General features: G+C 44.7%; 18 protein-coding genes and 1 other RNA gene. 12 read left to right on the plus strand and 7 right to left on the minus strand.

Annotated elements, in window-relative coordinates; translation table 11 throughout:
- Window positions 1-5: 5 nt before the first annotated feature.
- Window positions 6-3,227 carry a hypothetical protein gene (locus SPIGRAPES_RS01865; RefSeq protein WP_014269084.1) on the minus strand — a complete coding sequence of 1,074 codons (3,222 nt, stop codon included), beginning with the start codon at window positions 3,225-3,227 and terminating at the stop codon, window positions 6-8.
- A 144-nt stretch (window positions 3,228-3,371) separates the two neighbouring features.
- Between SPIGRAPES_RS01865 and SPIGRAPES_RS01870 the strand changes: the two genes are divergently transcribed.
- The 9 genes from SPIGRAPES_RS01870 to ssrA all read left to right on the plus strand — a co-directional run bounded on the left by SPIGRAPES_RS01870 (window position 3,372) and on the right by ssrA (window position 14,135).
- Window positions 3,372-4,175 (plus strand): NAD-dependent protein deacylase, encoded by an 804-nt coding sequence (locus SPIGRAPES_RS01870; protein ID WP_014269085.1) that lies wholly within the window; start codon window positions 3,372-3,374, stop codon window positions 4,173-4,175.
- Window positions 4,176-4,208: 33 nt separating this feature from the next.
- The gene (locus SPIGRAPES_RS01875; RefSeq protein WP_014269086.1) at window positions 4,209-5,786 is read left to right on the plus strand and encodes a response regulator transcription factor; all 1,578 of its coding nucleotides are present in this window, start codon (window positions 4,209-4,211) and stop codon (window positions 5,784-5,786) included.
- Window positions 5,779-6,801, plus strand: coding sequence for a sensor histidine kinase (locus SPIGRAPES_RS01880; RefSeq protein WP_014269087.1), 1,023 nt, complete (start codon window positions 5,779-5,781; stop codon window positions 6,799-6,801). The genes SPIGRAPES_RS01875 and SPIGRAPES_RS01880 overlap by 8 nt, the downstream gene beginning before the upstream one ends.
- On the plus strand, window positions 6,798-8,270 hold the full coding sequence (locus SPIGRAPES_RS01885; RefSeq protein ID WP_014269088.1) for an ATP-binding cassette domain-containing protein: 1,473 nt from the start codon (window positions 6,798-6,800) through the stop codon (window positions 8,268-8,270). The genes SPIGRAPES_RS01880 and SPIGRAPES_RS01885 overlap by 4 nt, the downstream gene beginning before the upstream one ends.
- 76 nt (window positions 8,271-8,346) lie before the next feature.
- Window positions 8,347-9,870, plus strand: a complete 1,524-nt coding sequence (locus tag SPIGRAPES_RS01890; protein WP_014269089.1) for a sugar ABC transporter ATP-binding protein — start codon at window positions 8,347-8,349, stop codon at window positions 9,868-9,870.
- Between the two features lie 10 nt (window positions 9,871-9,880).
- Window positions 9,881-10,894 carry an ABC transporter permease gene (locus SPIGRAPES_RS01895; protein ID WP_014269090.1) on the plus strand — a complete coding sequence of 338 codons (1,014 nt, stop codon included), beginning with the start codon at window positions 9,881-9,883 and terminating at the stop codon, window positions 10,892-10,894.
- A 48-nt stretch (window positions 10,895-10,942) separates the two neighbouring features.
- Window positions 10,943-11,860 carry an ABC transporter substrate-binding protein gene (locus SPIGRAPES_RS01900; RefSeq protein ID WP_014269091.1) on the plus strand — a complete coding sequence of 306 codons (918 nt, stop codon included), beginning with the start codon at window positions 10,943-10,945 and terminating at the stop codon, window positions 11,858-11,860.
- A gap of 351 nt (window positions 11,861-12,211) precedes the next feature.
- Entirely contained in the window at window positions 12,212-13,660 is a 1,449-nt protein-coding gene (locus SPIGRAPES_RS01905; protein WP_014269092.1) for a carbon starvation CstA family protein, read from the plus strand.
- A 99-nt stretch (window positions 13,661-13,759) separates the two neighbouring features.
- Window positions 13,760-14,135: a transfer-messenger RNA gene (gene ssrA, locus SPIGRAPES_RS16770) on the plus strand.
- A 64-nt stretch (window positions 14,136-14,199) separates the two neighbouring features.
- On the opposite strand, the gene SPIGRAPES_RS01910 is transcribed toward ssrA, so the two are convergent.
- The 3 genes from SPIGRAPES_RS01910 to SPIGRAPES_RS01920 form a co-directional block, all read right to left on the minus strand.
- Complete coding sequence (locus tag SPIGRAPES_RS01910; RefSeq protein WP_014269093.1) at window positions 14,200-15,783, minus strand: phytoene desaturase family protein; 1,584 nt, start codon at window positions 15,781-15,783, stop codon at window positions 14,200-14,202.
- Entirely contained in the window at window positions 15,773-15,970 is a 198-nt protein-coding gene (locus tag SPIGRAPES_RS01915; protein ID WP_014269094.1) for an AbrB/MazE/SpoVT family DNA-binding domain-containing protein, read from the minus strand. Before SPIGRAPES_RS01915 ends, SPIGRAPES_RS01910 begins: the two co-directional genes overlap by 11 nt.
- A 162-nt stretch (window positions 15,971-16,132) precedes the next feature.
- On the minus strand, window positions 16,133-16,924 hold the full coding sequence (locus SPIGRAPES_RS01920) for an SDR family NAD(P)-dependent oxidoreductase (RefSeq protein WP_014269095.1): 792 nt from the start codon (window positions 16,922-16,924) through the stop codon (window positions 16,133-16,135).
- Window positions 16,925-17,409: 485 nt separating this feature from the next.
- Between SPIGRAPES_RS01920 and SPIGRAPES_RS01925 the strand changes: the two genes are divergently transcribed.
- From SPIGRAPES_RS01925 to SPIGRAPES_RS01940, 3 genes are all read left to right on the plus strand, one after another.
- On the plus strand, window positions 17,410-18,336 hold the full coding sequence (locus tag SPIGRAPES_RS01925) for a DUF1848 domain-containing protein (RefSeq protein ID WP_014269096.1): 927 nt from the start codon (window positions 17,410-17,412) through the stop codon (window positions 18,334-18,336).
- A 203-nt stretch (window positions 18,337-18,539) separates the two neighbouring features.
- Complete coding sequence (locus SPIGRAPES_RS01935; RefSeq protein WP_014269097.1) at window positions 18,540-19,649, plus strand: SLC13 family permease; 1,110 nt, start codon at window positions 18,540-18,542, stop codon at window positions 19,647-19,649.
- Between the two features lie 8 nt (window positions 19,650-19,657).
- Window positions 19,658-20,539 (plus strand): DMT family transporter, encoded by an 882-nt coding sequence (locus tag SPIGRAPES_RS01940; RefSeq protein ID WP_172635060.1) that lies wholly within the window; start codon window positions 19,658-19,660, stop codon window positions 20,537-20,539.
- 7 nt (window positions 20,540-20,546) lie between these two features.
- Here SPIGRAPES_RS01940 and SPIGRAPES_RS01945 read toward each other — a convergent pair whose 3' ends face one another.
- The 3 genes from SPIGRAPES_RS01945 to SPIGRAPES_RS01955 all read right to left on the minus strand — a co-directional run bounded on the left by SPIGRAPES_RS01945 (window position 20,547) and on the right by SPIGRAPES_RS01955 (window position 24,768).
- Window positions 20,547-21,761 (minus strand): tyrosine-type recombinase/integrase, encoded by a 1,215-nt coding sequence (locus SPIGRAPES_RS01945; protein ID WP_014269099.1) that lies wholly within the window; start codon window positions 21,759-21,761, stop codon window positions 20,547-20,549.
- A gap of 1,068 nt (window positions 21,762-22,829) precedes the next feature.
- On the minus strand, window positions 22,830-23,300 hold the full coding sequence (smpB, locus tag SPIGRAPES_RS01950) for an SsrA-binding protein SmpB (RefSeq protein WP_014269100.1): 471 nt from the start codon (window positions 23,298-23,300) through the stop codon (window positions 22,830-22,832).
- A 1-nt stretch (window position 23,301) separates the two neighbouring features.
- Window positions 23,302-24,768: a formylglycine-generating enzyme family protein gene (locus SPIGRAPES_RS01955; RefSeq protein ID WP_014269101.1), complete on the minus strand. Its 1,467-nt coding sequence runs from the start codon at window positions 24,766-24,768 to the stop codon at window positions 23,302-23,304.
- Between the last annotated feature and the right edge of the window lie 44 nt (window positions 24,769-24,812).

Here is a 24,812-nt window from a genome sequence, read left to right on the forward strand (position 1 = left end):
ACTCCTTATTTTGCTGAGAAACGTTCAAAATACTTCTGTATGATCGGATAACTGTCTTTCAACCTTTGTTTGAACTCAGGTTCATCCCAGTTTTTCCACGGGAATACTATCTCAGTCGGGGAATCTTGCTCAGGAAAACTGGCTAGCAGGACACCGGAAGAGGCATCCACCAAGACAAAAGAAATGCCAATTCCTTCTGAAAGGGTAGTTGCAAGCTGGTCTTTCAGAGGGTCGGTATTGTATTTTCCAGTATCGTCCAGAACCCGTCCCCTCGAAGGATCAGAGACATTGATCCGTGTCCAGGGTATACGCACAGAAAGAACATTCCCCTCCATATTCCAAAGATTGTTCGACTTTTCCAGGCTGCCATACCCAAGGGCACTGGTATCCTCATAGACTGAAGCGATCGGAGTGCCGACTTCCTGCGCCCGTTCTTTGTTGATGAGCTTTTGCATAGGTTCAAAGATTCCGCTATCAACAACCCCTTCGTAAGAGGCATAGCGATAGGAAGCATAGTTGTAGGGAGGTATGACTAAAAGACGGGAGGTATCCTTACCGGTGAGGGAAACCAGATATTCCATGCCAGAGGGGGCATGGAACATCAGTGCCTTGCCATACCTTGTCTCGCCTCTCGCCCTGCCATAGGTATCGAGCCCTAGATAGAGGTGTTCCTTGTTCAAATCGACAGGTTTGGAGAACGTAAGGTCCAGATAGAGGTAGGAGACATCCATCGACACTTCCATTTGCTCAATTTCGCCCCCGGTTTTCACTATAAGGTCAGGTACCTTGGGTTTGACCGATTCCATGGCCAGGATCCCATAGTTCTGCTCAGGGTCCACCGCATTATGCCAAAGGATTTTCCTGTCATAGGGAATCATATACGGTTCGGTAACCCAGGTCTTTTTGGCCCACTCATCCATCCATTCGAATATCACCCCGCCAGCGTACCCCTCATGTTCGATCGCCTCGAACATCCGAACAATTCCTTCCCCCTGTTCCTGCTCGGTCATACCCCCATGGTTATAGCCATCGGGGCTCATATGGGCATTGCCCATTCCCGTGGCCAGCCCGAATTCGGCAACCAAAGCAGGATACTTCGTATGGATGGCCATGAATTCTTGCAGATACCCGCCATAGCGAAACCTTCCGAGTTCATCAGAATATAAGGAATATTGTGGGTCATTGTTCATGAAGTCAGGATAATTGGGATATATATGATAGGCTCCGAATAAGCCGCCTTTCATCTTTTTCCCGAGCTCAATATGGTTTATATCGACAGTAGTACGGTCATTGTATTCGTTTTTCTTTACCCCATTGGCCTCCCGCTCACTCGGATGGTCCAGAGCATCGAGGGTGGGCCAGTTTACGATTGCAACCGGATTCTGCCAGCCATAGGTCTGTTCCTGGTAGCTAAGGGCATAGTCTGCACTCTCTGCCAGCCAGGCTTCTGTCGGGGTTCCCAGTTCATTGGTAAAAAGGTAATCCCCATGGAAAGAATGTCCCTTGTTAAGCAAATCGGTCGCTTCGACCTCCTGTGGCTCCAATTCCCTGCCGACAAGCAACCCAAGGACATAGGGTGACACATCAACTCTATACTCACCGAAGGCCCTGCCTCTGCGCTCTGCAATGGAAGCCTTCCCATGGATTGCATCGACTACGTATCGAATTTCCTGCTGGTAGGAGATTCGGTATTCCTCACTGAGGTAATCGTTTCCCGCAGGTTCTTCTTCCGGCCAGATTTCCTGCAGCAGGTAGAGCATTTGTTCAGGATGGAGACGGTTGTATACGTCCAGAGCCTGGTAGAACTGGGGGTCAAGGAGCGTGTAGATTCGAATTGTATTCGCTTTCATAGCCCCTATCTGCTCAAGGAACCGGTAATACACTGCTTTATCAGCAGGGAATTCCGTATACCATCGGCCTGGCAATGCGATGCCAATATTGACCCCTCGGATAAAAAAGTCTTTCCAGCCCTCCGTAGAATACACTTGGAGCAGCTTGCCTTTGGTACGGGAAACCAAAGACACCCCGTCCTGCTGGTAAATCTCGACCTTTGGATTAGGGAGGGTCACCTGTTTTCTTTGTTCAGCCTCTTTGTAGATGCCATTGAGCAAGGGAATATAGGTTTTCCAGTAGAAAGAATCGGAGCTGTCTAATTTGGTGTCGGGAACCTTTTGCATGCGTGCAAGGACACCCTCCCAAAAGTAGAAACGCGGCTTATAGTTCAATGCCGCATAATTGCCACCAAGATAGTAGGTCGTATGAAAGGCTGTCTCATTGCGTATTATTGCGGGGAAAACAGGGGCCAGGCCTTTGGCTTTCAATTTTGCAAGGCCATTATCGGTTACATCAAGCGAATAATAGGCAAGGGTTTCAGCATCTGACAGGGTAGAGACAACATCGAACAGACCTTGGTAGGGCCCCGTAACCGAAATACCGGTAAGCTCTGTCCCCTTGGCGGTAAAGGTCAATTCGTTCCCTTTCTTGCCGACATCATTTTCATCCAGGATAAGGATGTCGGACTCTTCGTTGACCAAAACATATCCATTCCCCGTAAAGTCCCATGTCCTGCCTGTGGTTTTTTCATACCGGTTTCGTTCCCACTCTACAGTGACGCCTTCCTCTGCCAGGTCCTTGACATAATGACCTACCCAGCCAGACCATTTTGTCTGCAAAAGGCTTTCCATCTGTGCCCTGACTGAAGGATGGGTAGGAGTTCCAAAGGTATTGTATTCGGCAACAACGGTATTTGCCCTGTCTGTGTTCAAAAAATCGCGAATGGAGTGTACGTCAGTCTGGGTCAATCCCCCATAGATCAGGTTGGAAACCGCTACATCGGGGACAATTCCTACCTGTTCTTTGCGGTATATCCCATAGGTATCGGCAATATAGAGCAAATCGGCCTTTTCAGACAGAAAAGGCAGAGGTTTCTCATAATATTTGCCGTTGCTGTCCCAATGCAAACCATAATACGAATCGGAATAGGCAAAGGTTTTCCCCTCTACCGGTATAACTTTTTTCTGCTTGAGAAACCAGAAAAGGCCTGTATGTTCCCGTACCTTTCCATTGGGAACGGTTTTGTCATAGACTGCGGTAACAACCGGCAGATTAGGCTTCAAAACAAAGCGAATCATTGGTAGACAGACAAGTATCAATGCTACAAAGAGTATACAAAAGAAGACAATGACTTTCTTTTTTCGTTTGACAGGTGGTTTTTTTGGTTTTCCCATAGGGCAAGTATACGGCAAGTGCTACTGAATGAGTACTGAAAAACAACTCAAAACATTTAATAAATACCGTACCAAAAGAATGCAAAACAGTATTTTCCTATAGATTACGTGGTATAGTTTTCAGTTGGAAGGAGAAACAATCCAATGCCAGGAAAAGTGGAAAAGGATAACGCATTCAACAAAAAAATGGTAATTCTGGAATCACTGATTCTCAATGCAAAGAAAATGACCGTATTTACCGGGGCAGGGGTTTCAACACTGTCGGGAATACCTGATTTTCGCGGTAAAAACGGGTTGTATTCCGGCCTCTGGCATGATTTGCCAGTGGAACAGATTCTCAATATCTCGTTCTTCGAGAAGCATCCTGAGATTTTTTACGAATGGGCCAGGGAATTCTGGTACCATCTCGAAGACTACAAGCCGAATGTCGTACATACCACGTTGGCCAAGATGGAACAAAAGGGATTGGTTGCCGGGCTCTACACCCAAAACATCGACATGCTTCACAAGAAGGCAGGAAGCAAAAAAGTATATGAAGTCCACGGGAGTGCCGAACATCATCATTGCCATACCTGCAACAAGTACTACTGCTATGGGGAAATAGCTGCACAGGTGCAGGCAGGAAAGGTTCCCTTTTGCTCCCAATGCGGTGGGATTGTCAAACCGGATATTGTCTTTTACGGGGAAAACCTCGATTCTTTGATCCTAGCCAGGGCGTATGAACAGTTCAGCCACAGTGACCTCTGCCTGGTCCTCGGCTCATCCTTGACCGTGCAACCGGCAGCATCTTTTCCGTATTATGCTACAAGCAACGGTTGTCCCCTGGTCATAGTGAATGCCCAGAAAACCTCCCAGGACGGAGGTGCCAGCCTACGGTTTGAAGACTTAAAGCAGACCTTTCTGGCATTGGACTCCTGGCTTGATACCCTGGGATCAAGAAATACGTAGTTTTGCTTTTTTTCCGGTGCTTTTTGCCTTACAATGGCTAGCATGAAAGTGATGGTCTGTGACGATGAAGAAAAAGTCTGCAATTTGATCTGTGCCCTGATTGACTGGGATAGGCTAGGCCTTATTCTCTGTGGGACAGCCTTTGATGGCCTCAGCGCCCTCTCCTTGATTGCGGAACAGAAGCCTGATTTGGTAATCACTGATATCAGGATGCCTGGCCTTGATGGACTGCAACTCATCAGACAAGCGAAGGAACTGCGGGAAAACCTCGAATTCATTATAATTAGCGGCCATAGGCAGTTTGACTATGCCCAGACGGCCATAAAATATGGCGTTGCCGATTACCTGCTTAAGCCTATCAAAAAACAAGATTTGGAACAGACGCTGGAAAAAATGATTGCACGTCACCAGCTTGAGGAAAACCAACAGAAAGTCTCAAGCCTCCTTTTGCAGGAAGTTGAGCAAGGCAAAGAACAGAAAAGGCAGCAGGCCATGCATGAGCTGCTACAGAAAAATGATCCGTTCCCCTTGTCAGCCTGTTTTACTTTTTCCCAGCAGAATAGGGTCTTCGCCATCAAGATCGATTACTCGCTGTCCCAGGATGCAGGCCCCATCCTCCGAGACAAGGTAGAAGAGTTTGCCTGCCGCGAGGGCCTCTCCATTTTCACCGATATGCTTGTCACGCTATTGGACAATACTATCTATCTTCTGATTTCCTACCCAAAGGCAATTGAAGATTCGGTTATGAACAAGACAACCTATCTCCTCTCTTTTTTGAAAACACAGGCTGAGATATTCCAAGGGATTGCCTTCACCATCGGAGTAGGGCTTGCATTCCCTTTCTACAAGGAAGTACCTCTTTCTCTCCTTTCTGCAAAACAGGCTCTCAGTAGGAGATTGCAAGAAGGTACCATGGACCGATATGTGGCCACCATGGTTGAACCGGTGATTGAAATGGTAGAGACCGAACCGTTTTTCTCTTCCATCGAGATAGCCTATGCCCAAGGCTCCCTTGAGAAACTGCAGGATAGTTGCACCGCTTTGCTCGTAGGTCTCAGCCAAGGCAATCTTTCCCCCTATGCCTATGAGCAAACCTTACTAGCATGCTATGAGCGCCAGTGCCTTTTCATCAGGCAACAGAAAAACCTTGAAGTTACTGCACAAAACGAGATTGAAAAGGGGTTCTTCCTTTTGAAGAATGCACGGAGTATGCAGGCACTGGACAAGGCTTTTTGTATTTCTACTGAGAACCTCTTCACCTTTTTTGAGGAACAGAACCAGGCAACCATTGCGAAACCCATACGCCTGGCCCAACAAATAATTGCAAGGGAATTCGCAAATGAAATGCTCTCCCTTGAGTCAATAAGCGACCAGGTCAATCTCAACAGCTCCTATTTCAGTGCCCTTTTCAAGAAAAACTGCTCCATCGGGTTTGCTGAATATCTTCAGGATATCAGAATAAAGAATGCAAAGAAGCTATTGGCCGAAAGCAACCTTACCATAGCGGAAATAGCACAAAAAGTAGGGTACCGTGACCCGAAGCATTTTGCGAAAGTATTCAAGAAGGCCTGTAAGATAAAACCGATTGAATTCAGGAAACTCTATGGCTAGACGAAAAACCTATCTGGTGACCAGACTTTTTTTTGTAGGCATGCTGTTCTTCTTCGATTCATTGGGATTGTTCATTTTGGCCTTCGGCTACAGAAGTGGTCGTTTCAGCAGCCTGTCATGGCTTGGAATACCGGTCATTCTGTTTTTCCTCAGCCTGCTAACCCTGTATTATTGGGTCTATTTGCCCTATAAAACCACGAAGCATATTCTTTTGCTGTTTTCAACAGGGTATACTTTTGAAAGCATCATCGACAAACGGTGCCCGATAAACAAGGAAATGGAAGAAGTCGATGCCAAGCTCCATTCCCTGTTGAATACCGATCAGTTGATGAATGCCAGCAAGCGGCAGGCACAGTTTCTGGCTCTTCAGAACCAGATAAACCCACACTTCTTATACAACACCTTGGAGGGTATTCGCTCTGAGGCTCTCTTTGCAGGATTGACTTCGGTAGCCTCCATGACGGAAGCCCTTTCCACCTTCTTCAGGTATACTATCAGCAATGTCGAGAATCTCGTAACCTTGGAACAGGAACTGGAAAATACGGAAAACTATTTTTTCATCCAGCAATTCAGGTTCGGTAACCGTCTGAAACTCTCTGTCACCATGGCTGAGGAAGACAAGAAAGAGGTCATGCAATATAGAATTCCGAAACTCACCCTCCAACCGATTGTCGAGAATTGCATCATCCACGGACTCGAATGCAAAGTCGGGGAAGGTGTTTTGAGGATCCATATCGAGACAACCCAATCAAGATTGCTTGTCACGGTAAGCGATGACGGGGTAGGCATGGGGCAACAGGTGCTACAGGCCATGAACCATAATTTGTCTGTGCGCAGCCTTGATTACGTGAAACACGATGAGTTGCACGGGGGCATTGCGCTGGTGAATGTAAACAACCGGATAAAATTGTTGTTTGGGGAACAATACGGACTCACGGTCACCAGCCAGGTGGGGGTCGGAACCGATGTCCTGATCGTATTGCCACGTAGTATCCAGGAAGGCGAAACCACATGAAAGAGGAGATTCTCAGACTCGAACAGGTTTCTTTGCCACCGTATCTCTTTGATATCAACCTGCATCTCAACAAAGGGGAAATCGTTGCCTTGATAGGGATAAATGCCCTTGGTATCGAACAGCTGCTGACCATCATGTGCCAAAATATCCCGATCCATTACGGCCATGTCTATTGCCAGGACAAGTTGGTCAACGATTACCTGTCCAGCAGCAAAAAGAAGAACAGGGTTGTCGTAATACAGAAGGAGTCGATGCTCATCGATTCAATGACTGTAGAGGAGAATCTGTTTGTCGTCAGGAATAATTTCCAAAAACATCTGGTCAATTACCGGGTTCTCTACGGACAACTGCAAATCCTTCTCAGGCCCTTTGGCATTGAACTTGCACAAAAAACCCTTGCAAAGGACCTCAGTTCCTATGAACGGTTGGTCGTACAATTCGTAAAGGCGAGCATATGCAAGGCAAACCTAATCATTCTCAAGGATATTACCAACTTTGTCAGCGAGGTAGACCTCAACAGGCTCTATGGGGTGCTCCAGTTTTTCAAAGACCAAGGGATGACCTTTCTCTATGTCTGCAACCACCACCAGGAAGCATTCCGGTTCTGTTCAAGGTGCTATCTCATGCAGGAAGGTCGTATTGTCAAACACTTGTTTCCCTACCAGATGAACGATGAAGTGATTTCCCATTACAGCAATGTCTTTGAGGAACGGGTAGAAAGTGAACAGAGACAAAAACAATATGACTCCTCAAGATTGACCGATTCTTCCGCACTCGTCTGCAAAAACCTTGTATATGGCAACATTGCAGGACTGGAACTAACCATCCACCAAGGGGAGACGGTGGTATTGCTGGATAATGAGAACCTTATCATAGATGATTTGTTTACGCTTCTCAAAGGTATGGATGTCAGCAAGAACGGGGTTCTCCTGGTTAATGGCCATCTTCCGGCTAAAAACGACCGTGAAGTTGCCCTCATTGACGTAAAACCTGACAAAACCCTCCTTTTTCCCCAGTTATCGGTTTTGGATAATATCTGTTTCACTGCCGACCACAAGATAAAGCATCTCTGGCTTGACCATGTCAAAAAGAAGTCTATCGCAAAGGAACTGTACCCTGTCTTGGGCAAATCAATATACAAACCTTCCCTGTACGGCCTTGAAAGGGATGCCCTGTACAGAATTGTGTACCAGCGGATAATTTTACAGAAACCTTCCTTTGTATGCGTGGTTCAGCCATTTGCCTCGGTTGATATGTACCAGAGAATCCAACTGATTTCCTATTTCGACATGTTCCGCCAAAAAGGGATTGCCGTATTGGTCTTGGCTGTTTCGCTTTCCGATACGCTGCAGATAGCCGACCGGCTCATTGTTGTCAAAGGGGGTAGGGCAGAAAGTCAGTCACTTCGACGTGAGTTCTCCCAATACATTGGCATTGCGGGTTCAGTTCCTGCAAAACCCAAAGAATGAACAACCTTTTCCAAACTTTTTTACCCTAGCGCCCCTATCCATTCAATGTGACACTTGTTGCAGGGGGAGGAAAGGCATGGAAGACCAGAACAACATCGTAACGATGGAACATATCACAAAGACATTTCCTGGCGTAAAAGCCCTTGATGATGTTTCTTTCCATCTCTCTTGCGGGGAAGTAATGGCTCTGTTGGGAGAGAATGGAGCGGGAAAATCTACACTCATGAAAATACTCAGTGGTGTATATACCCGCGATAGCGGATCGATCAAATTATTTGGAACCGAAGTTGAAGGTGACCTGACTCCCAAAAAAGCCCAGAAGCTCGGGGTGGCAATCATTCACCAGGAATTGAATATGTGTGCCCATCTCACAGTTGCAGAGAATATTTTCCTCGGGAAGGAAATTGTCAAAGGAAGAATACTGAGCAACCAAGAGATGAACAGGCAAGCCAAGGAAGTTCTCGATTCATTGAGAATCGACATTGACCCCCAGACCATCGTCGGCACCTTGGCAGTGTCGAAACAGCAGATGGTCGAGATAGCGAAGGCCCTGCAGGCAGAGGCAAAGGTCCTGATCATGGACGAACCAACCAGCGCCCTTACCAGCAAGGAAATCAACCAGTTGTTTTCCCTGATCAGGGAATTGAAGGCTAAAGGCTGTGCTATCGTTTACATCAGTCACCGGCTTGAAGAATTGCAGCACATCGTTGACCGGGTAACCATCATGCGTGACGGCAAGTTCATTATTGAAAATGATTTCCATTCTATGTCCATGGATAAAATCATTTCCTATATGGTTGGTCGCGAGATTAAAGAAAAATTTCCAAGGGTCACAACCGAGAAGAAAGAAAAAATTTTGTCTATCAAGAACCTGAATGCCGGAAAAATGGTACGCAATGTATCCTTGGATGTCTATAAGGGGGAGATTCTCGGGATTGCGGGCCTCATGGGAGCAGGAAGGACTGAGACCACAAGAGCTATCTTTGGCGTAGACAAGAAGGAAAGTGGGGAAATTGAACTGGAAGGGAAACAAGTTTCCATCTCCTGTCCTGACGATGCAATCAAAGAAGGAATCGTCTTGGTCCCCGAAGACAGGAAGCGTGACGGCCTGTGTACCAAACTTTCGGTACGCGAAAACGTAGCCCTTCCCAACCTCGATGTCATTTGCAATAAATTGGGAGTTATCAACCGAAAAAGAGAAAGGGAAATTGCCGATAAGGCAATTTCAGATTTGCATATAAAACTCCCTACCAGGGAGGTAAATGCATCCTCGCTCTCGGGGGGAAACCAACAGAAAGTAGTCGTAGGGAAATGGCTTGCCAGAGACAGCAAAGTAGTTATGTTTGATGAACCGACCCGTGGCATCGATGTTGCTGCAAAGGTAGAGATCTATCATTTGATGAACCAACTCAAGCAACAAGGGATCGGCGTATTGTTTGTTTCCAGTGAGATGCCTGAGATTATGGGTGTATCGGACCGGATTATCGTTATGTGTGATGGTAGGGTAACTGGTGAACTGATGCGTTCTGAGGCTACCCAGGAAAAAATCCTTGCGTATGCGACCAAATTCGAAAACAAATTCGAAAATGAAAACTTATAGGGTAGTATAAATGGAAAGGGAAAGAAGGAATCCGGTTAAAAAAGTATTGGCTATTCGGGGAATTGGACAGGTCCTCACGGTTACCGTAGGGTTGATTGTCCTGTATGTTGTATTCGGAATAATGAATCCGGTGTTTTTCTCATCCAGGAACATCGCAAACCTGCTTAGGCAGATTGCCCCTATACTTCTTATAGGTATAGGCCAGTCTTATGTCCTGATTACCGGAAATATCGACCTGTCAATCGGCTCTGTCGTCGGTATGAGTTGTATGATCAGCGCGACAATGATGACAAAAGGTGCAAACCCGATTGTTGCAGTCATCATTACCATGATCTGCTGCCTGGCCATTGGCCTTGCAAACGGATTGTTGGTCTCCTTTGCCAAATTGCCACCATTCATTGCAACTCTCGGTACCATGACCATTGCAAGGGGAATAGCCCAGATTGCAAACAACAATTACAACACAGACAGCATCGGGGAAGCAGCCCAGGGGTTCAGGGATTTCTTCTACTACGGCAAAACCATGGGATTGTACAATACTATCTGGATAGCAGCGGTGCTTTGGATCATCTTTAATTTCATTTTGAATAGGACAAAAAGCGGCCGTCATATCTATGCAATCGGTTCCAATCTGGAAGCGGCAAGGCTGAGTGGTGTCAATGTCATCTCGGCAACGAATAAAGCATATCTGGTTTCAGCATTTGTCTCCTGTGTCGTTGGTCTCATTACCAGTGCAACCTCTGGAATGGGTACCATGGATGCCGGTAACAGTTACGAGCTGTATGCAGTCGCAGCCTCAGTAATCGGTGGTGTGTCTACTTTGGGTGGGCAGGGGCTTTTGTTCGGTACCGTTATCGGTGCTTCCATCTGGGGGGTATTGCAAAATGGTTTGCAGTTTGCCGGGGCTCCGGTTGCAATCAGGAATATCGTTATCGGAATCATCGTTGTAGTCTCTGTGCTCCTTGACGTGATCGTGCGGTCGGGAAAGGGAACCAGAAAGAAAAAAGCTACAGCCAGTATGTAATTTCTTTCACAATAGTGAATTGAAAAGTATAGAAAAGGAGAGAATTCTATGAAAAAAAGTGTAGCGATCGTTTTGTGTGCTTTATTGATGGTAACATCCCTGTTCGCCCAGGGCGCAAAGGAACAGGCTAGCGGTGGATACAAGGTGTATCTCATTACCATGGACCAGATGGACCAGCATTGGGTAAACGTTGACAAGGGTGCTCAGAAGGCAGCTTCCGAACTCGGAGGAATTGATTACAAGTGGCTTGCCCCGGACATTAAAGACGATGCAAAGCAGATTGAATGTATCAACAATGCCGTAGCCGGCGGTGCTGATGCCATAATGCTTGCCGCGAATGGCCCGACTGCTGTCACTGCTGCCTTGAAAGAAGCAGAAGGTGCCGGAGTAAAGATCATTTATGTTGACTCTGCAGCAAATTACCCAGCTGTACAGACCCTCGCAACCGATAATACGGCAGCCGGGGCTACTGCAGGCAAAGAGCTGATCAAGGCTTTGAATGCAAAAGGTGTAACTTCTGGAAAGATTGGCATTATTTCTGTAAACAGTGCCACCGCTTCAACCGTTGCCCGTGAAAATGGCTTCCGCAAAGCTTTTGACGGCTTGCAGTTCACCTTGCTCGAAACCCAGTATTGTGATGGCGATGCTGCCCGTTCCAAGGATATGAGTGCAAACTTCATAACCCAGGGTGTTGTTGGGCTCTTTGGTGCCAATGAAGGTTCTACTGTAGGGGTAGGCAATGCAATCGCAGAAGCTGGCAAGAGTGTTATCGGTGTTGGTTTCGACAAGTCCGATATGATTCTCAGCTTGATCAAGAGTGGTAATCTGCTTTGCACTATGGCACAGAATCCTGATGTGATGGGATACGAGGGAATGAAGACCACCGTAAAGGCATTGAAAGGCGAATCCGTTGGGGCTTCCTACTTTGATACCGGTGTTTCTGTTCTCACCAAAAACAACCTGTAATCATAATCATTGGCAACCTGAGTTGCCTACTGTACAAAAAGTGATCGTTTTGCTTGCAAGACGGTCACTTTTCTTTGCTTTACCAGGCATTTCTTTGTAAAAATACTTTTTTACAATAGAATATTTATGCTTTTATTTTACATATATTACTAAATTATCCCCATTTTTTTGCATATAAATGTAATTTGTCAAATTATTTATGAATACGTAAATGTATTTTGCTAAATATTTACATATCTTGGATTGTTTTACAACAAATACTAAACAATTTGCATAATTTGATTTACAAATGACTACATTTTTTCCAAAACCAAGTGTAGAATTCCCCATAAATTGAGCTTGGAGGCTTATATGGTTTCATTTTTTTTGAGTCTAGCCGTGCTTATTCTCGGCTATTTTTTCTATGGGACACTTGTAGAACGACTGTTTGGACCGGATGATCGTCAAACCCCTGCAAACGTAAAGAATGACGGTGTTGATTTCGTACCAATGAAAACCTGGAAAGTATTTTTGATACAGCTTTTGAACATTGCTGGTCTTGGACCGATTTTCGGTGCTATCAGCGGTGCCCTCTGGGGACCTCAGGTTTTTCTGTGGATCTGTCTTGGCTCAGTCTTCGCCGGTGGCGTACATGACTATATGTCCGGTATGCTCAGCGAACGCCACAATGGTGCCTCCATCAGCGAAATCACCGGTCGTTACCTTGGAAAGGGAATGCTCCAGGTCATGCGTGTTTTCTCTGTTGTCCTTCTTGTCTTCGTCGGTGTAGCCTTTTTGGTCGGGCCTGCCCAGCTCCTTGCCCGGTTGACTCCCGATAGCCTCACTATCAAAGTGTGGGTCTTGATTATCCTTGCCTATTACTTTTTGGCCACAATGTTCCCAATCGACAAGATCATTGGAAAGCTTTACCCGATATTCGGTGGTGTTCTTATTTTCATGGCTTTGGGGATTATCATTGGTTTGTTTGCAAAAGGATACAAAATCCCTGAGATCGCTTTTACCAACCAGCATCCCAGCGGAACAGCAATTTTCCCCTTCATGTTCATCACGGTAGCCTGCGGGGCAATCAGCGGTTTCCATTCTACCCAGAGCCCCATGATGGCCCGTTGTATTACCAATGAAAGAGACGGCAAAAAGATTTTCTACGGCGCTATGATCAGTGAGGGTATCATTGCCCTTATCTGGGCAGCAGCAGGTTGTGCTTTCTATGAAGGCGGAACAACCGTAGGCCTTGCCAATGCTTTGAAAGCATTCGGTGGAGCACCAGCCAACATTGTCTATGATGTATCTTTTGGCCTTCTCGGAAAGTTCGGTGGATTCCTTGCTGTCATCGGTGTAATAGCCTGTCCGATCACCAGCGGTGACACTGCCTTCAGAAGTGCCCGCCTCACAATCGCCGACTGGGCCCATATCGACCAGAGCAAGACGAGTAAACGTCTTGCCCTCTCTTTGCCCCTGTTGCTGGTAGGTTTCTTGATCTCCAAATTGAACTATAGCATTATCTGGAGATACTTCTCCTGGTCCAACCAGACTTTGGCAATGATTGTTCTCTGGGCTGCTTCGGTATATATGTACCGCTTCGTCAAGAACAAATATGCATTCCTCATGACCCTTATCCCGGCAATTTTCATGGCAGCGGTTACCGTAACCTACATCTGTCTTGCAAAAGAAGGGTTCAGGTTGCCTCCTACGGTAAGTTATCCGATCGGTATGGTCTTTGCAGTTGGCTGTCTGGCCATTTTCTACATCACCACTATCCGCCATCCGGAAAAGCGCGCACAGCAGGAATTGGCTGCCTAGTCCAGTATATTTCCATCGAAAGAGGGCAGGATGTTCATACATCTTGCCTTCTTTTATATTTTTTCGTATACTATGGATACTCCAAGGGAGAAATCCTAAGGGGGTGTTTCGGTTTCGACTGGCGGTAGATCAGGCCAGAGGCTGCAAGCGGAGCGCCAACTCCTAAAACTAGCAAAACATTTAACTGCCAAAAAAGAAGACGAAGTCTCCTTCAATGCAGAATACGCCCTCGCTGCCTAATAGCGCGATGACGTACAGGCCCAGTTGCTGCCGCTCTTAAGCACCGGTCACCTGTAAAAACAAGGGCTTACCTGGTTGAGTGCCTACGGCTTTCAGGGAAAATTTAGCAGGCTACGATGGAAGGACGTTTTGCAGATGAACCAGCCTACCATTGGAAATTTGATCATCAGCTAAGCTTGTAGACGTCTTTGGGTGGCCCGTTAGGACGGGGGTTCGAATCCCCCCACCTCCAAAACACCAAGGCCGGGAACCATTTGTAGGTTCCTGGCCTTTTTTATGTCCCATTCTTTGCTACCCAATCAGAGGACAAGCGTTGCAATCAGGACTACCAGTGTGGGAAGAATTACCCGGAAAAATACTTTCTTTGCTTGAAACAGCATTTTATGCTCCAGGTAATCTACCCTGAAGGCAGCATATTTGCCAGTAATACAAGAGCCGGGAATTCCACCAGGAGGGGACAACCACTGTCCTGCAAGAACTACATTACGAAGATTCTTTATATAAGCGGAAGGATAGGGAATCTTTGCACTTTTTTTTGTGATGACACACGCTTGGTTATATCCCCTATAGGCATTGCAATAGCGTCGATAGGTGCACGGAGTCCAGCTATCGAGCAATGAGAGTTTTTCTTTGTACCCTGGCCACAGTTCTTCGATTCTTTGTTCGATACTGCAGGATAATTCCTGTTTCTTAGCCTGGTAGGCAGTTTTGTCGTTTTCCAGTTCCTTCCAGTAATCCCAGGCAGTGCCATCCATTCCCCAGAGCGCCTGGATAATCTGTTTTCCCTTGGGAGCAAAAGAAGGTTCATAAAAATAGGTTTTGAAAGTAATCCTTTCCGATTGCCAACTATGGGTTTTTATCTGGGAAGCACTGGCCATGACTTCGCAGGGTAAAAGATTCTCTTCGCAATCCACTGCCCAGGCTGCCTGGAACATCCCGTAAACAGGATATGATTCGGGTTTGGAAAAATAATCATGGAACATACTGTTCATATAGGAGGGGTCGAGCAGGGTAGAAAAGGTGTGTGCAGCATCACAGGCAGGGATAATATAATCTGCGGCAAAGAACTGGCCATCCTCAGTCGTTATTCCCGTTGCATTCTGTCCATCTACTTCAATTTTAACGACTGGGCAATTTCCCTTGAATACGCCGCCAAGGCTCTCAAACCGCGAAAGCATCCTTAAAGCCATTGCACGGGAACCTCCCTCGGGGATACCCCCGTCACCACTTGCAAAATTACCATAGCACATGGGAAAGGAGTACCCCATCGATTCTGGCGTACAGAAATCGGAAATGCAGGCCTTGATCAAGGGATGATGGAACCTGTCTATCAAATCCTGCGTACTTATTCCCTTATAGCGATGAAACAATTTGAATGTCATAAGTGATTTTATAAGTAGGGAAATTCCCGAAATGGCACCTAGCTGTTCCGGTGGCACACCCGCGGGGATGACTGTCCGCTTTCCCAGCTCACAATCAGAAAAAAGAAGGTTTATCTGTTCTTCATCCACCGGGGAAAGGGCTATCCATTCTTTCCTGGTTTTTTCCAGGTCTTCATACAGGGTCAAAAATTCGCCATTGAGTGTAGACTTATACATAATCTCTTGACGATGCAAGCCTATGCCATGGTCCGGGTCGAGTGCCCTGGTCTCAAGGTACATGGCATTAAGGTCTGTTCCGGCTTTGCTTCCGATCATCCAATGGATGCAATTGTCTATATGGTATCCTTTTCGGTCCCAGCCGGTACATTCTCCACCTGCAATAGGGTTCTTTTCATATAATTCAACAAGATACCCTTTTTTCAAAGCATAGATTCCAGCAGTAAGGCCTGCTACTCCGGCACCGATAATGATTACTTTCTTTTTATTGGCATTAGTTCTCATGGTCCAAGATATCCTTTGCTATTTTTTCCATATCTGCTTTCTTTGGAATGGCGATACCCCTATCCTTGTCAGCGAGAATAAGCAAGGAATCACCCGTTTTAATACCCATAAGATCACGCATTTCCTTTGGAATGACTATCTGTCCTTTTTCACCAACCTTGACTGTGTTCATGAGCCTATCGTTCATACGTACCTTCTTATCAGTATAACTAGTATTAGTTGTATTACTAGTTATACTACAAGTCAAGCATTTCTTTCAGCTTTGATGCAAATCAAAAGCCAGGTACCTATATGCGGCTCCTGGCTTTCTGTTGATAGTGGATAAATGGGAAAAGGGGATAGTCCAGCCTTAAAAAATTTCCTGCATCTTTCTTATGCTCTTGACGATAGCTTTCTTCTGGATACTCGGGATAGTCGAATACATTGCCTTTTGGGCAAAAGTAACGCCACAAAGAACATTCAGCTTACCTTGCAACATTGCTTTATATCCGGTTTTTGCCACTTTGTGGGAATTCATTCTTCGTATGAACAAAGGCACCTTTACCGAACCAAAAACCGTTTCATACCGGGAATTCTTTTTGAGCGGCATCAAATTGGTGATGGTTACATTCGTATCGGAAAGTTCAGAAGAAAAGGCAGTACCGAAATTTGAAAAAAAAGTTTTGCTTGCCAAATACATTGCTTCCATAGAACAGGGCACAAACATATTCGCCGAGGAGATATTAAGAATTCTTCCTTCATTTTTTTTGGTGAATTCCGGCAAGAAAAGCCTGGTCAAGGAAGCAAGGGAAACCATAACGAGATCAAGCATAGCAAGGAAGTGCTTTTCCTCATGACCATATGATTTGCAGAGCTCACCGAAACCTGCATCATTGATAATATAGTCAATTGTCAGTCCTGATTTTTTGACTTCTTCAAAAATTTCCTTTGGGGCTGAAGCATCACAGAGATCTTTTGCAATGACATATATAGGGATGTCATATTTTTCTTTCAATTCTTCCTTTAACTGGTCCAAAGCTGTTTTGTTCTTGGAAACCAGTACCAACCCACCACCATGTTCGGCATGAATGCAAGCAACCTCTCTACCTATGCCAGAAGTAGCACTAGTAATGAGAGCTGTTTTCCCTTTCCCTGAAGTCATTTTTCTCTCCTTTTGATCATATTTGCCTATGCAAATTATCCACCAAATATTCCAGGAAAACTCCACACCTTTTTCAAAAATCCCTGAAAAGCCCTATGTCCCAAACTCCTATTTTTGTATCTTATTATAATATATAACAATATATACTTTCTTCGCACTAATTCCACTCTACCAGAGACAGGATACTATCCTAATATAAAAGTCCACGTCCTGAATGTAACCTTTTCAAAACTGACATTTTTTATTTACTCTTAATTTATATACTACACCCACAGTGCCACTTTTCAACCCCAACTTATGTCATTTCTTTAATTTTTTTTATTTTTCTTTGTGATTGCCGAGTTTCCTTAAAACACTTTCTGTAAAAAGAATACATTTCCAAAAGAATAGAAAATTCTTTTCCGAAAGAAATATATTGTATCAGGAGATTTCCAAACTAACCATTTCGCAGTAACCTTGAAGCAAACAGGGCTGGAGGAACGATTTTGATCATCAGCGCAAGCAGAAGAACCGACATTCCCTCTTGCTATGCAGACTGGTTTTTCAACCGTGTACAAGAAGGGTTCGTCTACACAAGAAACCCAAAAAATTACCACCAGGTCAGTAGGATTTCCTTGGAAATCGACAAGGTGGACGGGATTGTGTTCTGGACAAAAAACCCCCTGCCCATGCTGCCCAGGCTCCAGGAATTATCCAGTTTTCCTTATTACTTCCAGTATACCCTTACCCCCTATGGAAGGGATATCGAACCTTCAGTGCCTCCTAAGATTGAAGTAGGGATTCCCAGTTTTTGCAGACTCTCCGATACCATTGGCCCCGATCGTGTCATCTGGCGATATGACCCGATATTGGTTACTACATTTTACAGCATTGATTATCATCTCAGGTACTTTACAAAGATGGCTGGGTTGCTAAAGGGATATACAAACCGGTGCACTATCAGTTTTCTCGATTTGTATTCCAATATGCGCAAGAATACAGACAAACTTGGTCTTATCATGATATCCGAAAAGGAACAGCATTACCTGTGTGAGAATTTTTCCTCAATTGCCCATGCAAACGGAATGGAGATCGATACTTGTTCAGAATCGATCGACACGAGTAGGTACGGCATGGGCCATGCCCGTTGTATAGACGACAGGCTCTTGGAAAAAATCGGGGGAAAGCCACTAACACTTAGCAAGGACAAAAACCAACGACTGGAATGCGGTTGTGTAACAAGCAAGGATATCGGTATGTATGACACCTGCTGCAACGGGTGCCTGTATTGCTATGCGACCAGGAATACAGGGCAGGGACGTAGGAATAATGCGCTGCACGACCCCCATTCGCCACTACTCATCGGAACGTTATCGGATGGGGACGAGCTTGCTGAACTTACGCATGGCGCTACGCAACTTACGTTATTCTAGAATGGATTGGTATTCCGCTTCATTCTTCTTCTTTCATTTTTCTTCTTTTTATCTTTTATCTTTTTTGGAGATGATGCGTTTTTTACAAAGCAATGGAACCTATTGGAAACTGCGTGTTTTTGGTTTGGAAACAGCTTCTACAAAAGAGAGAAAATCTATAAAGTTTCCCTCATAAGGACGCTGCTTCCTGCAACGCAAGAAAAATGATGAAATCACTGGAAATCATGTTGAAGAGAGAACCGGTATTGATGGTATCCTCCTTTTTAGCCCTCATTTCAATGGTTCTGGTTCCTCCATCCCTTTCCTATATCCATTATATAGATTTCAAAGTATTGGGTTGTCTTTTCTGCCTGATGCTTGTAGTCTCGGGGTTCCAGAAGATCTTCCTGTTCAACCATATTGCCTCGTTTCTTTTGACCTTTGCCCACAATCCGCGGCAGGTTTCGCAAGTGTTGATTGTCCTTACTTTTTTTTCATCTATGGCAATAACAAATGATGTTGCCCTCATTACCTTCGTCCCGCTTACGATTGTTGTCTTTTCCCTATGCAGAAAAACGGAACCGATTCTACCAACCATAATTTTGCAGACGGTCGGTGCGAATGTTGGCAGTTCGCTTACCCCGGTAGGGAATCCGCAGAATCTCTACCTGTTTTCCTACTATTCCATTCCAGCAAAAACTTTTTTCTTTACCATGCTTCCACTGGTATTCGCCGGGGCGATGCTTTTATTGCTGTTATCGTTGTCAATCCCACGTACAAGCAAAGGGTTTACCGTTGAAATAGAAAAACCTGCAAAAATGGATGTACGGCAAACCATTCGCTATGCATTGCTCTTCCTTTTGTCCCTCGGGGCCGTTTTCAACGTGCTAAGCTGGTATTCTGCAGTAATAATCGTCGTACTGTTTTCTGAGAAAATACTATTGAAAAAGGTAGATTATTCCCTTTTGTTGACATTCGTCGCACTTTTTATTTTCGTAGGCAACCTAGGGTCCCTTCGCTATGTACAGGATTTCTTCAGGAATCTGCTTGAAGGAAGGGTGTTTGCCACATCCCTAATAGCCAGCCAATTGATTAGCAATGTACCGGCAACCTTTTTATTGTCTCCCTTTACTGGCAACAGCAGGCAACTGTTGCTGGGAGTCAATGCAGGTGGCTGTGGTACCTTGATAGCTTCCATGGCCTCAGTCATATCTTTCAAATATTTTATTAATTTTGCACCCAATGAAACCAAACGGTATTTCTATACTTTTACTGGGGTCAACTTGCTTTTTGTTTTGCTTTTTACTGTAATCTGGATACTATTCCTACAATGAACCATACAATGAATAAATCAATACTCTACGCGGTTGGTGCTGCAAGCCTCTATGCATTGCATGCACCCTTCTCTAAGTATTTGCTTAACACCGTACCACCAACTATGTTGGCAGCATTGCTTTATCTCGGCGCAGGAATGGGAGTAGGGCTTCTTATCCTCTACCAACTGGCAGGAAATATAAAGACAAAAGCCAAAGATTTTGAAAAGAGAGACGTACCCTATGTCGTTCTGATGGTCCTATTGGATATCGCAGCACCAATATGCCTGATGGCCGGTCTTTCACGTTCGCTCCCCTCTACCGTTTCGCTTTTAAACAATTTCGAAATCATAGCGACAGTCCTGATTGCTTCGTTGGCCTTCAAGGAAGTCATTTCTCCCAGACTCTGGGTATCAATACTTCTGATATGCATAGCGAGTATATTGCTTTCAGTAGAAGATTTCTCTTCTATCCATCTGACAAGAGGATCTCTCTTTGTGATTGCTGCCTGCACATTCTGGGGTCTGGAAAACAACTGCACGAGGCAACTTTCAGCGAAAAACCCGTTGCAGCTAGTCTTTATTAAAGGAATTTGCTCAGGGCTGGGAACCTTTGTCATCGCACGTTCAATTGGGCAAGCTCTTCCCCCTTTGCCTTTTTTGCTTGCATCACTTACGTTGGGATTCATTACTTTCGGGTTAAGCATTTCGCTTTATATTTTGGCACAGAGGAATCTAGGTGCGGCGAAAACGAGCGCCTTCTATGCACTCGCTCCCTTTATCGGAGCCACTCTCTCACTACTTTTCTATTGGGAAAAACCGACTCCCTCTTTTCTACTGGCATTTGCCTTGATGGGAGCCGGTACTATCTTTTCCATGCTTGATCAGAAAGAACAAACAATAAAAGGCTGAGTGTTTCCTATTCCCTGTTTTCCCCGAGTAAGGGCAGAATATTGTTCTGTTGTGCCAACTCAACGCTTTTCAGGCCCCTTTGGCTAAGGTGGGTGTACAAATCAGAGAGCTGCTCGCTGCTATGACCTATGGTCATGCGCAATACATGTTCATCCACAGAGCCCCTAAGCAGTGTATTGGCCATATGCCGTAAAGAATGAAATGTAATATTCCGATCAAGTATCTCCTGTTTTTCCAGAACTTTTGAACGAACCAATGCACCTTGCAGCTTTTCGCTGAAATAGTGACTGGAAACATAGGAACCGGTACGTCTGCTCCAGAAAACCAGGTCATTGCCATTACCGAAAGGATTGGAACGACCTAAAAGAAGAAGTTCTTCGCAGAGGAAAGCAGGGCAGGGGACAAGCCTTGTCTTTTTCCCTTTCGGTTCTTTCAGTCCAGCCTTATTTGCATAGGCAAATTCTACGGTGATCAAGCCTGAAGAAATTGAAGAAGCATGCAGGCCTCTCAGTTCACCGCTACGCATACCTGTAAGCAGAGAGAGCAAACAGGCTAGATACATACGTTTTTCTCCTGATGTTTTTAGATATTGCATGAAATTCGACAATTCATCCTCACTGAGGATCCCTCGCATCCTGTGGGTACATTTCAAAGGACGTAAAGCGATCGACACTGATGCATCAATCAGCCCAGCCCGTTGGGCCTCACGTACAGCCATCGTAACTGCCTGCATGCAGATATTAACCGTTGCATGGGAGAGTTTCCCTTTTTTGACAAGGGAAAGCTGCAATTGCTCCATATATCTTGTTGTTACTACAGACAGTAACAGATTATGATGGATCAAAGGCAATACATGGTTGGAAACCAAGTTTTGCCTGGTACTTATATAGTCTTGCGAAAGGCTGCCAGGATCGAGCAAATTCCTCTTCTCTACATAAGGGCTTTTCTCCCAGTCAAAGAACAGAGAAAGGTAGTCGAATAGGGTGGTAGGGGTCTTTTTACCGAATAGCAAACCTGCATCCAATGCCTGCTTGCATATAAGGATAGCTTCATCACGCCGCTTAATTGGCTGGGTACTCTGGATACCCAGCTCTTTGCGTAATTTCTCTACGCTTTTTTTGTTGGTCCTCTTTCCTGTCTGGGGGTCCCTGAAGAGTGCATACCAGTAAATCCTATCGTTTTTTGAGAGCTTACAGAGTGTAAAGGGTGCACTTGCTATCAATTTCTGCCTCCTGGCATTTTTCCATTTTGTTCAACTATTTGTTCAATTTCTAGTAACTGTGTATTTTTAAAATACACATAAAATCTTTTTTATTTCTTTACATATATTGCTTTATTTTATATTTTTTGTCAATTCTAATTTCTTATCTACTTACTTGTTAAAAGTAAGTAGGAAACCTTTGTGTCAACTTTTTTGTGGTGCATTTTTTTTACATATCCAATGTATATACATACTATATACATTGGATACTATTTTATTATAATTTATTTTATTTCTTTTTTTTGCTATATTTTTTATATTATTACATTTTTTTCTATTTTTATTCCTTTTTTTTTGCCTTCATGGAATTTTAATATCTGTTATTTTTATTATTTCAATTCATTTAGCATTTTACTATATTCTTTTTTATATACATTATTTTGTCTATACTATTTTTTTTGTATATTCTTATACAACATTTTTGCTTTTTTACATATTCTTGGTACGTTCTACTGACATGTTTCTTTACAGAGCACTAATTGTTTCTTTTATTTATACTTTTTCTTTTCTTATTGTTTATATTTTTATTCTTATAGAAATGTTTTTCTTTCATTTTTGTTACTTTTTAAGGTTTTTCCCTGTATTTTTTGATTTGCGATTGTCACAAAAACAGGCAAAAAACGAATGTAGCAATATACTGCGGTCTTTTCAGGAAATTTGTCCTTCCAATATGTGCTCTTGGGGAAATTGCAGCCGATGAAATCCATACAGGCTGAAAACAAGCTATGTCAGATTGCTAGACTATATTTGTAGTTTGCATGCCCAGCAAAAGAATGTGAGCAACCTGAATTGTTTATAGGTATAGAGCTCTTCACTTGAAGACTGGGGGAGAAGTCATAGGGTAAGTTTTGAACAAAACATTCCTATGGCGTCATATTTTATTGGGAAAGAAACATAATCAACCAACAGAAAGACCACGACTTGCCAACATGACAAACAACGTCTTAGTTTCTGCAATTAAAAACCAGACCCTGAATATTTGGATCTGGCTTTCTATGATTTGTTTTCGTGAGAGAGAAGGGGAGGCAATCAATATTGCATTTGTTTCAGTTCCCTTCTGGTATCCCTGTTCAAATCACGTTCCTTGATTACATTCCTCTTGTCATGCATCTGCTTGCCCCTACACAGAGAGACCTGGACCTTTACCAGGTTGCCCCTTAGGTAAATCGAGGTAGGGATAAGGGTAAAGCCTTTCTCGTCCACCTTGCGCTTGAGTCGCTTGATCTCGTCCTTGTGGGCGAGGAGCCTCCGGTTCCTGGCAGGGTCGTGGTTATTGATACTACCATGCGTGTAAGGCTGGATGGTCAATCCTACCAAAGTCAGGGAATGTCCCGATACCGTGACATAACTGTCGGTAAAGCTGAACTTGCCTTCCCTGATAGACTTGACCTCGGTCCCGACCAGGGCAATGCCACATTCGAGATCCTCAAGGACTTCATAGTTGAAATATGCCTTTTTATTTTTCTGTAAAGGCTTGAACGTATTCTTATCTTGCTTCATGTTACTTTTCCCATGCAATGCGGAAACCTATCTGATCCCCGCAGGCGACAGTGCTTACAGCACCGACAGTATGCTCTGTTATTGTAGATGGATTGTTGAGATAACTTCCACCCTTTACAATCATATCAGTCTTCAAATCAAATGTTTTCTGTAAAGAAGAAACCGAACGGTAATCGGTAAGCCTGGACAGAGGGATATACGAACTGTCAGTAAACTCCCAGACCCCTCCGAGCATTGCCGAGGCACTGCTGTGGTCAGCATCGGTTATCGTCAACGATTTTTCATACGGCTTGGCAACAGCGGCCTTGCAGGCTAGGGTCCATTGCTCCTGATTCGGGATGAAAACTTTTTTTCCAGTCTTTTCGGTCAACCAGGAACAGAATGCCTGGGCAGCCTTGAAACTAATATTATGTATGGGTTTGCCGGTTGCGAACACCACAGAGGGGAGGATCCCACTCAGATAATATTCATCCACCAGCCCCTTTTTTTGCAATGCATCCTTATTCGACACATCCCACTGAGGATTTTCTTCAATGAACAGTGCCCATTGGTACTCACTTACCGGGGTAGTTGCAATACTAAAGCGTTCGGTCTGCACCTCTATTCCAGCTTCATTGGTATCGGGAAAGATTGCAAGGGCAGTATCACCCATTACAAAGGTAGTTGCTTCATAGGTAAGCCCATTTTGCACAAATTCCCCGGTCCTGAGGGAATCGGGCGTTGCTGTCGGTAGTAGTTGAACCGAAGCAAGGCCAAGTGCTTCCTTGCTGTCAGAGTCAAAAAGCTTAGCGGCAAAGAGAAGGGCAGAAGCGGAAAGGGCAGAGGAGAAAGATGAATTTGCAGCTGAGAGCATTTCTTTTGCTTTCAAGGCGTCTTGCAGCATAGGCTTCGAAGAAATGAACTGGGAAGCAAGCGCAAAACTGCTTTCTACCATTTTGGAATCCAACTTCATCGCAATCGCATCATTGGCCCATTTTTCAAAGACCGGAGAATACCTGGTCACCTCGTCAAAGGAGGTAATTGCGCTTTCGCTTACGATTTCGTTAAGGTTGAATTTGTTTATGGCATGCAGCTCAGACAGACTCAAGTCTTTCAAAGCCGGCTCATATTGCATTTTCCGATGGAAAATATAGGTAAGGAACACTGGATGGTCAACCTGCAGCTCGGTGGTAGCGATTTTCACGCCCCCCTTCTCATAGACCACCTGGTGGCTTCCGCTTGACAGAAAATATTGGTAAGGAGTCCCACCAAGATATACATCGTCCACATACAGCCCAGTCTCGGCCAAAGGACTTGAAAAAGAAACGTATCGTCCACCTTTAAGAATCCCTGGAAGAAAACAAACTACAAAAACGACAAGCAGGGTACCGATTGCCAATAGGGTAAAGATATATATTCCGGGCCTGATTCCCAAAAAACGAGGGAGTTTCACTTCTTCCACCTGGGGTAGTTCAATATGCTTTTTCATAGTTACCAAAGGTATCTTTCCCGCCTGTGCTTGTCAACTCGCAC

Source organism: Sphaerochaeta pleomorpha str. Grapes (genome assembly GCF_000236685.1).
Lineage (GTDB): Bacteria > Spirochaetota > Spirochaetia > Sphaerochaetales > Sphaerochaetaceae > Sphaerochaeta > Sphaerochaeta pleomorpha.